Genomic DNA, 12,746 nt, shown 5'->3' with positions numbered 1-12,746 from the left:
ATGTTTTGTATAATACTAAGTAGGGAAAACGAGATGTAGAAATAAAAAACGTAGAGGTGATTTGATGAAAAAGCGTACCATGTTATCGACTGCAGGAGCTGTTGGAGCAATTAGTTTAACTGCGAGTTATTTTCTTAAGGATAAGTCTAACAGGGAAAAGTTAAAACAAGGTGTACGTCAAGTGCCTGGAAAACTAGGAATCAGAAGTAATGATGAAACATTTGAAGATGCAGGCGCTCCAGACCAATCTAGTGATAAAGATATAGCACAATTTGAGAATGCTAAAATGGTTTCTGAAGGTTCACAATTTGGAGTCCAATACTACAATGAGCATAAAAACAACAACGAGATTGAAAATCAGCAAAAATAAGAAAATAATGGTGAAGCAAAAGAAATTTTGTAAAGCAAACGCCGGACGATTATTCGAATCATCTAGGATGGAGTTCGATTTCGTCCGGCGATTTTCATATCAACCAGGCTTATGCCGATATTAAAGCGTAGCAGTTTATCGCGGTGCAACCTTCCGTAAGACTCCCACTTCAAAACATAAAGTAAAACGGAGATGTTTAAGTGGGAGTAAACGGACGCTAACACCCCGATTCGTTCAACTAACAATCAGTGGGGGAAGAATGAAAACCCCCACTGATTGAAGTTTCACTTTATAGGGAGATGTGTCTTGTCGCACTATTCATTTTGGTGATTTGATTGTTCTCCTTCTATTTCATCAAGCTTTTGTTTATCCTCTTTAGGGATAATTTCTTTATTCTGATCTGGTTCTTGAGGCTGGTGGTCGTTAATAGGGAAGTCTGGCATATATCTACCCACTATAGCGGCTAGTTCATCTACTACTCCATGTACGGGGTGACCTTGTTGTATCTTGTTTCCCATCCCTCGAATTCGTTCAGTTATGTCAGCGTCTGCTACGACGATGGCTGATTTACCGTATGGATCATGATAAAGGGCCTCTAACACGGAATATTTTATTGTGCCGACACGTGAACGGTCTAAATCTTTATCCACATCAATCCCCACAACGGCATAGGGTCCTGCAACAACAGAGGCAGCATCGTTTACATTTGGTACATCACTTGCAATCTTAGCCAGATGGGTTGCAATTTGGCTATTATTTAAATTCTTTTGCTCTGCGGGATCAGAATCTTTTACTTGAATGTAACGATTGCTGTCGTCCTCTGAGACAAGCGGCTCTTCTTCCGTCTGCTGCTGACATCCGAAGGTGAATAATAAACATCCCAATACGATAAGAACAAACGGTAGCTTCAACTTAACTCCTCCTCATAGTTCTCATACCGTTATTTTGCTTGCAATTTAAAAAAATATACAACGGAAATTTCCGTTGTATATAAATTAATTGATTATCTTATTTAGGTAAGAGACACTTCCGCATGGAAAGGGAGGAATAAAGCAGTATTATTCAATCACAATTTTTGAGATATGTTTTATTGGATCTTCGCGATTTGAACCATCTTTAAAATATAAATGGACGGGTCCGTCTTCTATTAATGGTTTTCCGTCAACGGCAAATAAGAAATAACTATCTTTAAGTGCATCAAGAGAGATTTTAACCTCTTTATCTCCGGCCATCAAAATAGCGCTTTCTGCTGATTGTTTCGCTTCTGCGTTTGCAATAAAGTCTTCAAGTGGCATGACATAAGAGTTTGCTAATATTTTTTCGCGTTCAAACTTTTTTATGCTTGCATTCACAGGGGGCTTAATATTTTGTTGATAGACTTCCCTGTCCCAACGCTTAGAGGCTCTTTCAAGCTCGTTATCATCTTCCTGTATTTCCTGCTTTTTATTAAATGCTTCCTCAAGTAATACTTTACGATCATCAAATATCCAAACTGTAGGATCTAATGTAATTGAATAGGTAACGTTTCCACTGATTGGTACAATCATTATTTTCACCTCTTTATATGTATCTTGTATAAGGATAGCAGAGATAAAAAAGAATTTCACTTTATTAGTTTAAAATTATATAATTTTATTTGCATTTTTTCGGGTGTAACGATAATATAATATAGAAGAAAGTCTTTTAGTGGAGGGGATATATTTGATGCCTGAGGTGACTGTTAATCATCGTGAAAAAGCCTATGCCCTTCTTAAGGCTGATGCTGATAAAATTTTGCGACTAATAGAAGTTCAAATAGAAAATCTAACAATGCCACAATGCCCTTTATATGAGGAAGTCCTTGATACCCAAATGTTCGGACTTTCCAGGGAGATCGATTTTGCTGTGCGTTTGAACTTAATCAGCGAGGATGAAGGTAAAGCACTTCTCGAAAATCTAGAGAGGCAGCTTAATATACTGCATGAAGCTGCGCAAAACTCTGTGTAATACTAGGGTTTTGTCGTTAGAGCACTTATAAAACTTTGCCTGCGTGTTTACCGGCAAGGTTTTTTTGTACTTTGATGGCATTCGTTTTTGTGTTGGCTAAGCGTTCCATTTTAATTACAAAAGTAAATAACGAGGCTTTCTATTATTGAATTGGTAGCATAAAAATTGAACTAAATGGGAATATATTAGAATCTATTGTAGTTATACTAGATTGCCCAATTCACTGGAAATGGTTCTTTACTTTTAAGTTATGTTATAATGATAGAATATTCAATGGCGTTCATTACCTTATATTGGGGAGAAGCAAGATGTTACATAGACTTAGAGATTACGATTTTATTTTAATAATTACACCACTACTATTAGCTGCTTTTGGCGTGGTAATGATTTATAGTGCAAGCATGGTCACCGCAGTAGTAGAGGGTCATGAAAGTACATATTACTTATTCCGTCAGTTACAGTGGTTCAGTTTGGGGCTTGTCGGTTTTATTTTCTGCAGTATTTTTCCATATAAATATTACCATAAGCTTATGAAGCCTATTGTACTAGTGATTATCGGTTTATTATTAGCAGTGCTCCTATTTGGGGATGTTCGCAATAATGCTAGATCGTGGCTCTCTCTTGGCTTCATTAACCTGCAACCTGCAGAGTTTGCTAAATTGGGGTTAATTATGTATCTTGCTTCTGTCTATTCGAAGAAACAGGAATATATTAATGATTTTAGTAAGGGTGTCCTTCCCCCATTGATTTTAACCTGTATCATCTTAGGTTTAATAGTGATGCAACCAGATATAGGGACAGCCTCGATTATTTTTATAATCGTAAGTACAATTATTTTTAGTTCCGGTATTCGCTATAAACATTTAATGCTATTAACAGCTGTGGGTGTAGGAATCATTCTTCTTGCGTTGCCCTATATGGTGACAGATGAACGAATAACGCGATTTACTGGAGCCTATCAACCTTTTGAAACTCCCGATACCGACGGTTACCATCTGATTCAATCCTATTTAGCCATAGGGGTTGGTGGTTTAACAGGGGAAGGCCTTGGACAAAGTGTCCAGAAACTTGGATACTTAATGGAGGCACACACAGACTTTATTATGGCTATCGTTGCTGAAGAACTTGGGTTTATTGGTGTTCTAATTGTTGTTGGAATGCTTGCCTTAATTGTACTCCGTGGCATTTTTATCTCTCGTAAATGTCGAGATAGCTTTGGAGCACTTCTCGCTTTGGGGGTTTCTTCCATGGTAGGTATTCAAGCCTTTATTAATTTAGGCTCTATTAGTGGAATTCTTCCGATTACTGGTGTGACATTACCATTTATTAGTTATGGTGGTTCATCTCTGTTGGTTCTAATGATCTCGATGGGGATTTTAAATAATATTGCTAAAAAAGTAAAACAACAAGAACAGCAAGATGTTAATCACAAACAAGCACATGATCACTCTACTGGCAAAAGAAATTCATCTCATTTTACTGGAGGAGGAAGAAAATGGCAGAATCAAACCAGATAAACAAAGTATTAGTCGCAAACAGAGGGGAAATCGCAATACGTGTCTTCCGAGCCTGTACGGAGTTAAATATTCGAACGGTTGCTATATATTCGAAAGAAGACACAAGTGCCTATCACCGTTTTAAAGCGGATGAAGCATATCTTATTGGTGAAGGGAAAAAACCAATTGATGCTTATTTAGATATTGAAGGTATTATTGACCTGGCAAAAGAGGTAGGGGTAGATGCCATACATCCGGGTTATGGATTTTTATCAGAAAATATTAAGTTTGCAAAGCGCTGTGAAGAAGAAGGTATTATATTTATTGGTCCTAGCAGCAAACATTTAGAAATGTTTGGAGATAAAGTGAGGGCCCGTACCCAGGCTATACGAGCCGGATTACCAGTAATTCCAGGTAGTGATGGTCCAGTAAATTCACTTGATGATGTGGAAGCTTTTGTAAAAGAACATGGTTATCCTATTATCATTAAAGCCTCGCTAGGTGGTGGCGGGCGTGGTATGCGGATTGTTCGTAATAATCAAGAATTACATGAAGCGTATGACAGGGCTAAGTCAGAAGCGAAGGCAGCATTTGGAAATGATGAAATCTATGTTGAGAAATTGATAGAAAACCCAAAACATATTGAAGTTCAAATAATTGGTGACCAACACGGTAATATTGTTCATCTTTATGAAAGAGATTGTTCTGTACAGCGGAGACATCAGAAAGTAGTAGAGGTGGCGCCAAGTACATCCCTTACTGAAGAAATTAGACTGGAAATATGCGAAGCTGCTGTTAAGCTATCTAAAAACGTGGACTATGTTAATGCAGGAACAGTAGAATTTCTTGTCACTAACGAAGCATTCTACTTTATAGAGGTTAATCCACGAGTGCAAGTAGAGCACACCATTACTGAATTAATAACTGGCTTCGATATTGTCCAAACACAAATCAAAGTAGCTGAAGGAAAAAACTTACATGAGTCAGATATCGGAATCCCGGCTCAGGAAGAAATTAAGACAAACGGCTATGCAATTCAGTCGCGTGTAACAACAGAGGACCCACTGAATAATTTCATGCCAGATACTGGGAAAATTATGGCGTACAGAACTGGTGGAGGATTTGGCGTAAGACTCGACGCAGGGAATGGTTTCCAAGGGGCGGTTATATCGCCACATTATGATTCGTTATTAGTTAAAGTCTCGACTTGGGCTCTAACTTTTGACCAAGCTGCACTCAAAATGGTCAGAAATTTGAAAGAATTTAGGATACGCGGAATAAAAACAAATATCCCATTTCTTGAAAATGTTATACAACATCCCAACTTTCTTTCTGGGGAGTACAATACAACCTTTATTGATGAAACGCCTGGTCTGTTTGTGTTCCCTAAACGTAAAGACCGTGGAACAAAGATGCTTAGCTATATTGGCCATACGACGGTCAACGGTATTGAAGGAATGCAGAAAAAGGAGAAACCAAACTTCTCTGAATTAGTAATACCTAAAGGGTACAGTAAAGCACCTACTGTAAAAGGGACAAAACAAATTTTGGATGAACAAGGACCAGAAGGCCTTGCAAAATGGATGAAAGAGCAAAAAGAAGTATTGTTGACAGATACGACTTTCCGGGATGCGCATCAGTCCTTGCTCGCTACAAGGGTGAGAACGAAGGATCTGCTACAGATTGCTGAACCAACTGCGGCATTACTTCCGAATCTGTTTTCTGTGGAAATGTGGGGGGGAGCGACATTTGATGTTTCTTACCGGTTCCTTAAAGAAGACCCTTGGGATAGACTTTTAAAACTGCGTGAGAAAATGCCTAATCTTCTGTTTCAAATGCTCCTTCGAGCAAGTAATGCAGTGGGCTACAAAAATTACCCTGACAATCTTATAAATGAATTCGTGGCTAAAAGTGCTAACGCTGGTATTGATGTTTTTCGTGTCTTCGACAGCCTGAACTGGGTGGAAGGGATGAAGCCGGCTATTGAAGCAGTACGAGAGACAGATAAAATTGCCGAGGCGGCTATGTGTTATACAGGGAATATTCTTGATAAAGGTCGTTCGAAATATGATCTAACCTATTATAAAAATCTGGCAAAAGAGCTAGAGAGTGCGGGCGCACACATACTTGGAATTAAAGATATGGCAGGTCTCCTAAAACCAGAGGCTGCTTATCAACTTATTTCAACGTTGAAGGAAAGCGTCGACCTTCCTATCCACCTTCATACACATGATACGAGTGGAAATGGAACATTTATGTATGCTAGGGCAATTGAAGCTGGGGTAGATGCAGTAGATGTGGCAGCAGGTTCAATGGCTGGATTGACATCGCAGCCAAGTGCTCAGTCTCTCTATCATGCATTAGAGGGAACGAGCAGGCAGCCGAATTTGGATATTGAAGCATATGAAGCATTGTCCCAGTATTGGGAAGGTATTAGAGAGTTCTACCAGGATTTCGAAAGTGGAATGAAATCCCCTCATACAGAAATTTATGAGCACGAAATGCCTGGAGGACAATATAGTAACTTAAAGCAGCAGGCAAAAGCAGTTGGCTTGGAAGATCGTTGGAATGAAGTGAAAACTATGTTTAGACAGGTAAATGATATGTTCGGAGACGTAGTGAAAGTGACGCCGTCCTCAAAGGTAATTGGCGACATGGCATTATTTATGGTACAGAACAATTTAACCGAAGAAGAAATATATGAACGTGGTGAATCTATTGATTTTCCTGAATCTGTAATAGAGTTTGCCAAAGGTGATATTGGACAACCATACCAAGGCTTTCCTAAAAAATTGCAAGACATTATTTTAAAGGGTAGAAAAGCAATTGAAGTTCGCCCAGGCGAATTGCTTGAACCAGTAGACTTCTCAAAACTCAAAGAAGAGTTGTTTAATAAACTTGGAAGACAGGTTACTAGCTTTGATATGATTTCCTATGCATTGTACCCGAAAGTATTTATGGATTATTATACTTTCTATGAAAAATACGGTAATATGTCTGTCCTCAGTACTCCAACTTTCTTCTATGGTATGAATCTTGGAGAAGAAATCGAAGTAGAGATAGAGCAGGGGAAAACGTTAATTGTCAAGCTAGTATCAATTTCAGAAGCGCAAGAAGATGGTACACGCGTTGTCTATTTTGAGTTAAACGGACAAGCAAGGGAAATTGTCATCAAGGATGAAAACATTAAATCAAAATTAGCAGTAAAACCAAAGACGGATAAAGGTAACGACAAACAATTAGGCGCCACAATGCCAGGAACGGTGATTGAGGCTATGGTAAGTAATGGTGATAAAGTAGAAAAAGGGGACCATCTCCTACTTACAGAGGCGATGAAGATGGAAACAACTGTTCAGGCTCCATATGATGGGGTAGTCAAGAAAGTTTATGTTAAAAGTGGCGATCCGATAGCGGTAGATGATCTGTTAATAGAGTTTGAATAAGTGTTGTATATAAGAGTGCGGCAAAGATCCGATTGGATTTTGCCGCACTTTTTACATGGTTTTTTTTGTGGAAGTATTGGCTTGTTCTTTTTCATACTTTGCACTTCTCGTTGCTTGTAGTACGAAATAACTTATCATTCCGAAGAAACACGATATGATGAGTGCATGGAGCAGGGCAATTCCTAAATTTAATACAGTGAAAATTATCATCGCACCAGTGAACACCTGTAAGGAAATAAGTGAAAAAGCGGCGATCCATCCCCAGAACATCACCTTTTTATCCCTGTAGTGACGAATCATGCGAATAGTTAATGTTAAAGTCCAAAGGAATAATAAACCGGCAACAAGCCGATGTCCCATTTGAATCCATTGCTCTGTACTGTATAAATTAAAGGCAAATGGTGAAGCATTTGTACAGAAGGGCCAACCACCACAGACCAGATTTGCTTCCGTATGGCGAACGAGTGCACCTGTATAAACAACACAGATAGTGTACACAGTGAGTAGGTAAATTTCTATACGGTGCTTCTTTTTAATGAATAATGACCTAGCATCAAATTTCTTATCAATTTCGAAGATGAGAAGCGTCAAAAGGAATACAGAAGCGAATGAGACAAGTGAAATTCCGAAATGGGCAGCTAACGCAAAGTCAGATTGTCCCCACATGACGGCAGCAGCACCGATCAACGCTTGTAAAATAAGGAAAAAAACAGACATGGCAGACAAAAATTTTACTTCTCTGATGTTCCCTAAATGTCTCCATGAAAGTACCGCTAACAACACGACAGCGATTCCAACAATTCCGGATACCATTCTATGGCTTAATTCAATAACGAGTTCAAAGGAAATGTTGGTTGGAATAAATTGACCCTCACATAAAGGCCAGCTCTTTCCGCATCCATCACCAGAGTCGGTTTTCGTTACGAGTGCACCACCTAGAAGGATAAGCAGCATTCCAATCGTAGCTATAAGGGATAAGCTTTTTAATGTTTTAATCATCTTTCAACCCCACTTCATTATGGAAAATAGTTATAGTTTTGCTATATATGTAGAAAATTGTTCCTGAATTCAATCCGACATAATGACTATAGGAGTAAAAAGGTGCCGGACACAATAGCTATCGTACCATGAATAGATTGTTTTTTCACTTAGGATTAATAAAAAACCTTGCATTGTTGTTCGTTGTTTGCTAGAAATAAACTAGATGATTTTCTTACATATACATAGTTTAACGTGATAAACAGCTAATAGTTAGCCAACTTCACAATGATTTGAAAAGGTAATCTTTTGAAAGCCTTCTCACAAGTTTCATAAAATTGTCACATAAATTATACCCTGTTAACTGTAAAATAATGTTGAAGTTATTAGATTGTTATACCATTCCATGATACAATAAAAATAATGGTCTATTACAATTTAAGAACTCTGATAGAAAGAGTAAATGGCTATAAAGTGCCATCTAACTGGAATATGAAGGGGGGAGACAAAATGGATAAAATAGAGACAACATCTTCACCAGAAGTAGCCACATTAAGTGTATCTAATAAAAAAAGCCATGTTACTTTTGCTGATGTAAAAGCACTGGTTAAAGTAGGCATTGTTAATTCAAACTTAATCACTGTATTCACTGGGTTCTGGTTAGCCCTTTATTTTACAAACACCCCTTTTATGGCAAAATGGGATGTTTTCCTACTAACGATAATTGGAAGTACACTTGTAATTGCCGGTGGTTGCATACTAAATAACTGGTATGATGTAGATATTGACCCCAAAATGGCTCGTACAAAAACGAGACCTACCGTAACCGGAAACATATCTTTAAATATAGCATTAGCACTAGGAATAATTTTCTCAGTTGTAGGGTTTAGTTTGTTAATGTTCACCACACTAGAGGCAGTCTTATTTGCCTTCATGGGTTGGTTTACGTATGTAGTGTTATATACAATATGGTCAAAAAGAAGGTACACACTAAACACTGCTATTGGCAGCTTCTCAGGAGCCGCACCACCGTTAATTGGTTGGGCAGCAGTAGATCCAAATTTCCATGTCGTGCCATTTGGCTTATTCATTATCATGTTTATTTGGCAAACACCACACTTTCTTGCATTAGCTATGAAAAAATGCAAAGAATACCAAGAAGCCGGTATTCCGATGTTACCGGTCGTAAGAGGTTTTGAGATCACTAAACGGCAAATTGCAATATATATTGCCTGCTTATTACCACTACCTTTTTACTTGGCTGAATTAGGAACTGTATTTATTGTAGTAGCCACCATTCTAAACATTGGTTGGCTCGTACTCGCAATAAGAGGTTTCTTTATGAAGAATGATCTTAAATGGGCAAATATGATATTTATTTATTCGTTAAATTATTTGACAATTCTATGCCTTGTTATGGTATTGGTAACCATTGATTCACCGTTTAGTTAGTTATTGTCCTTAATAATAAACATATATAAGGAAACAACATGAGGAAAGAGAGGTATAAATAAATGATAGGTTGGATGGGAAAAAGAAAACCTTTATTTCTTTTCGGTATGCTGGCATTGCTTCTTGCTGGCTGCGGGAAAGAGAATCTAACGGCTTTCGAACCAAAAGGGTATGGCGCTGAGTCATCCATGAATCTAATTATTCTTTCGATAATTATCATGGCGTTTGTTTTAGCTATTGTATTACTCGTTTATGTCATTACATTGGTTCGCTTTCGTAAAAAGAAGGGGCAGGAGAATTTCATTCCAAAACAGGTTGAAGGAAATAAAACACTGGAAACCGTTTGGACAGTAATTCCAATTATTCTAGTGCTAATCTTAGCCGTGCCCACAGTAGTGGCAACTTTTGACCTTGCTGATAAATCAGAGGCACAAGATGGCATTAATGTAGAAGTAACCGGGAACCAATACTGGTGGCACTTTAATTATCAAGGTGATGAAGTGCAAACAAGCCAGGATTTATACATTCCTACTGGCGAAAGAGTTTATTTAAACATGAAGTCTTCAGATGTTATTCATTCATTCTGGGTTCCAAGTATATCTGGGAAAATGGATGTTAACCCTGAGAACGTAAACACAATGTATCTTGAAGCACATGAAGAAGGCGTTTATTGGGGGAAATGTGCAGAACTATGCGGCCCTTCCCACTCACTTATGGACTTCAAAGTAATAGCAGTTAGTCCAGAGGAATACGATCAGTGGATTTCTGACATGCAAAGTGTTGATCCTGAGGCTAATCCAGAAGATGCAGTAGCTCAAGATGGAAAAGCATTATTTGAAGAGAAAAGCTGTGTGGCTTGCCATGCTATTGGATCTTCTCCAAATGCAACTGGACCAAACCTTACAAACTTCGGTGACCGTACCAAAATTGCAGGGTACCTTGAGCCAACAGAAGAAAATCTAGTTAAATGGATAACGGATCCTGAGTCAGTTAAACCAGGGAATAAGATGACTGGTAACTATCCTGACGTTTCAAAGGAAGAAGCAGAGCAAATTGCTGCATATTTACTGCAGTTAAGTCCTTCTGATATTACCACTGAAAGCGCAGGGAACTAGAAGAATACAGAACAAATACGGGATGGAAGATGTAAAAGGGAGGTTTATAATTTGAGTATTGCAGCTGCTCAGAATAAAGGATTTCTTGCTGCCGTGTGGGATTACCTAACAACAGTTGACCATAAGAAAATAGCAAAGTTATATCTATTTGCTGGTGGTTTCTTTTTCCTGCTAGGCGGACTTGAAGCTTTGTTTATACGTATACAATTAATAAGCCCGGAAAATGATTTCCTTACTGCTGGCTTGTATAATGAAATGATTACAATGCATGGAACAACAATGATATTTCTTGCTGCCATGCCATTGTTACTAGGTTTAATGAATGCCATCATGCCTTTGCAAATTGGAGCACGTGATGTAGCATTTCCGTTTTTAAACTCATTGGGATTTTGGTTATTCTTATTTGGTGGAGTCTTGCTAAACTGCAGTTGGTTTTTAGGCGGAGCGCCTGATGCAGGTTGGACTTCTTATGCACCATTATCGATTCAATCACCTGGACATGGTGTTGATTTTTACATAATGGGACTACAGATTTCCGGTGCTGGAACCTTAATAGGTGGTATTAATTTTCTTGTTACGATTGTAACGATGAGAGCACCAGGAATGACATATATGCGTATGCCGTTATTTTCTTGGACTACGTTTGTGACAAGTGTATTAATCTTGTTTGCTTTCCCAGCGTTAACTGTTGGGTTATTCCTACTAATGTTTGACCGAATGTTTGGTGCGGCTTTCTTCGATGTTACGCTAGGAGGGAACGCAGTCATTTGGCAGCATCTATTTTGGATTTTTGGACACCCTGAAGTATATATCCTGATTTTGCCTGCATTTGGTATCTTCAGTGATATAATCTCAACTTTTTCTAAAAAGCGGTTGTTCGGTTATACGGCAATGGTATTTGCTACAATCCTAATCGCATTTTTAGGATTTATGGTATGGGCCCACCACATGTTTACAGTGGGACTCGGTCCTGTCGCAAACGCTATTTTCGCAATTGCTACAATGGCGATTGCAGTACCAACAGGTATAAAAATCTTTAACTGGCTAGGCACAATGTGGGGAGGAAGCATTACCATTAATTCGGCAATGCTTTGGACACTTGCATTCATTCCATCCTTTACTATTGGTGGTATGACTGGTGTAATGCTTGCATCTGCAGTAGCTGACTACCAGTACCATGATACTTATTTCGTGGTAGCACACTTTCACTATGTAATTGTTGGTGGAGTAGTGTTTGGTATCCTTGCTGGGCTGCACTACTGGTGGCCAAAAATATTTGGTAAGATATTAAATGAAACATTAGGTAAATTATCTTTTTGGCTGTTCTTTATCGGTTTTCATTTAACGTTCTTTATTCAGCATTTTCTAGGACTAATGGGTATGCCTCGTCGTTATTGGGTATTCCTAAAAGACCAAGGACTGGATACAGGAAACCTTGTAAGTACCATTGGTGCTTTTCTAATGGGTATCGGTGGATTGATCTTTGTCATTAACATTATCTACACTAGTGTGAAGGGCGAAAAAGCACCTGCCGATCCTTGGGATGGTCGTTCGTTGGAGTGGGCAATTCCATCTCCACCACCATTTTATAATTTCAAACAAACCCCGTTAATTCGTGGACTTGATCCTTTATGGATTGAGAAAACAGAAGGTAAGGGTAAAATAACACCTGCAGAACCTCTTGGTGATATTCATATGCCGGATGCTTCAATCTTACCGTTTATTATGTCACTTGGGTTTTTCGTAGCAGGATTCGGGTTTATCTATCAGGTCGATCACAGTGGATGGTTAGCAGCAATATTTATTGGAATTGGAACAGCGTTAATCTGTATGCTTATTAGATCACTGAAAGATTACCATGGCTTCCATATACACAAAGAAGAACTTGAAAGGGAGGCTGACTGAT

General features: G+C 38.5%; 10 protein-coding genes. 7 read left to right on the top strand and 3 right to left on the bottom strand.

Annotated elements, in window-relative coordinates:
• The first annotated feature begins 64 nt into the window (after positions 1-64).
• Positions 65-370 (top strand): YbyB family protein, encoded by a 306-nt coding sequence (locus AC6CHS_RS04425; RefSeq protein WP_498234366.1) that lies wholly within the window; start codon positions 65-67, stop codon positions 368-370.
• Positions 371-684: 314 nt separating this feature from the next.
• Here AC6CHS_RS04425 and AC6CHS_RS04420 read toward each other — a convergent pair whose 3' ends face one another.
• Both AC6CHS_RS04420 and AC6CHS_RS04415 read right to left on the bottom strand, forming a co-directional pair.
• The gene (locus AC6CHS_RS04420) at positions 685-1,281 is read right to left on the bottom strand and encodes a YhcN/YlaJ family sporulation lipoprotein (protein WP_498234364.1); all 597 of its coding nucleotides are present in this window, start codon (positions 1,279-1,281) and stop codon (positions 685-687) included.
• Positions 1,282-1,428: 147 nt separating this feature from the next.
• Positions 1,429-1,917 carry a hypothetical protein gene (locus AC6CHS_RS04415; RefSeq protein ID WP_498234362.1) on the bottom strand — a complete coding sequence of 163 codons (489 nt, stop codon included), beginning with the start codon at positions 1,915-1,917 and terminating at the stop codon, positions 1,429-1,431.
• Positions 1,918-2,074: 157 nt separating this feature from the next.
• On the opposite strand from AC6CHS_RS04415, the gene AC6CHS_RS04410 reads away from it, so the two are divergent.
• The 3 genes from AC6CHS_RS04410 to pyc all read left to right on the top strand — a co-directional run bounded on the left by AC6CHS_RS04410 (position 2,075) and on the right by pyc (position 7,295).
• Positions 2,075-2,356, top strand: coding sequence for an Fpa/YlaN family protein (locus AC6CHS_RS04410; protein ID WP_036573332.1), 282 nt, complete (start codon positions 2,075-2,077; stop codon positions 2,354-2,356).
• A gap of 308 nt (positions 2,357-2,664) precedes the next feature.
• Entirely contained in the window at positions 2,665-3,873 is a 1,209-nt protein-coding gene (ftsW, locus tag AC6CHS_RS04405) for a putative lipid II flippase FtsW (protein ID WP_498234360.1), read from the top strand.
• Positions 3,852-7,295, top strand: a complete 3,444-nt coding sequence (gene pyc, locus AC6CHS_RS04400) for a pyruvate carboxylase (protein ID WP_498234358.1) — start codon at positions 3,852-3,854, stop codon at positions 7,293-7,295. Before ftsW ends, pyc begins: the two co-directional genes overlap by 22 nt.
• 51 nt (positions 7,296-7,346) lie before the next feature.
• Here the strand turns inward: pyc and AC6CHS_RS04395 are convergent, their stop codons facing one another.
• Complete coding sequence (locus AC6CHS_RS04395; protein ID WP_379550524.1) at positions 7,347-8,294, bottom strand: COX15/CtaA family protein; 948 nt, start codon at positions 8,292-8,294, stop codon at positions 7,347-7,349.
• 489 nt (positions 8,295-8,783) lie between these two features.
• On the opposite strand from AC6CHS_RS04395, the gene cyoE reads away from it, so the two are divergent.
• From cyoE to ctaD, 3 genes are all read left to right on the top strand, one after another.
• Positions 8,784-9,725 (top strand): heme o synthase, encoded by a 942-nt coding sequence (cyoE, locus tag AC6CHS_RS04390; protein WP_498234356.1) that lies wholly within the window; start codon positions 8,784-8,786, stop codon positions 9,723-9,725.
• 62 nt (positions 9,726-9,787) lie between these two features.
• Positions 9,788-10,840, top strand: coding sequence for a cytochrome c oxidase subunit II (coxB, locus tag AC6CHS_RS04385; protein WP_498234354.1), 1,053 nt, complete (start codon positions 9,788-9,790; stop codon positions 10,838-10,840).
• 51 nt (positions 10,841-10,891) lie between these two features.
• Positions 10,892-12,745, top strand: a complete 1,854-nt coding sequence (ctaD, locus tag AC6CHS_RS04380) for a cytochrome c oxidase subunit I (protein ID WP_498234352.1) — start codon at positions 10,892-10,894, stop codon at positions 12,743-12,745.
• The last annotated feature ends 1 nt before the right edge of the window (position 12,746 follow it).

The sequence above is a fragment of the Oceanobacillus sp. GQ8 genome (assembly GCF_059758495.1).
This window is presented reverse-complemented; position numbering and strand designations above follow the sequence as displayed.

What these genes read in the sequence shown, in the direction of transcription:
- AC6CHS_RS04415 (WP_498234362.1), bottom strand. Translation starts at nt 1,917, where the DNA reads ATGATTGTACCAATCAGTGGAAACGTTACCTATTCAATTACATTAGAT.
- AC6CHS_RS04425 (WP_498234366.1), top strand. Translation starts at nt 65, where the DNA reads ATGAAAAAGCGTACCATGTTATCGACTGCAGGAGCTGTTGGAGCAATT.
- cyoE (WP_498234356.1), top strand. Translation starts at nt 8,784, where the DNA reads ATGGATAAAATAGAGACAACATCTTCACCAGAAGTAGCCACATTAAGT.
- AC6CHS_RS04395 (WP_379550524.1), bottom strand. Translation starts at nt 8,294, where the DNA reads ATGATTAAAACATTAAAAAGCTTATCCCTTATAGCTACGATTGGAATG.
- coxB (WP_498234354.1), top strand. Translation starts at nt 9,788, where the DNA reads ATGATAGGTTGGATGGGAAAAAGAAAACCTTTATTTCTTTTCGGTATG.
- ftsW (WP_498234360.1), top strand. Translation starts at nt 2,665, where the DNA reads ATGTTACATAGACTTAGAGATTACGATTTTATTTTAATAATTACACCA.
- pyc (WP_498234358.1), top strand. Translation starts at nt 3,852, where the DNA reads ATGGCAGAATCAAACCAGATAAACAAAGTATTAGTCGCAAACAGAGGG.
- AC6CHS_RS04410 (WP_036573332.1), top strand. Translation starts at nt 2,075, where the DNA reads ATGCCTGAGGTGACTGTTAATCATCGTGAAAAAGCCTATGCCCTTCTT.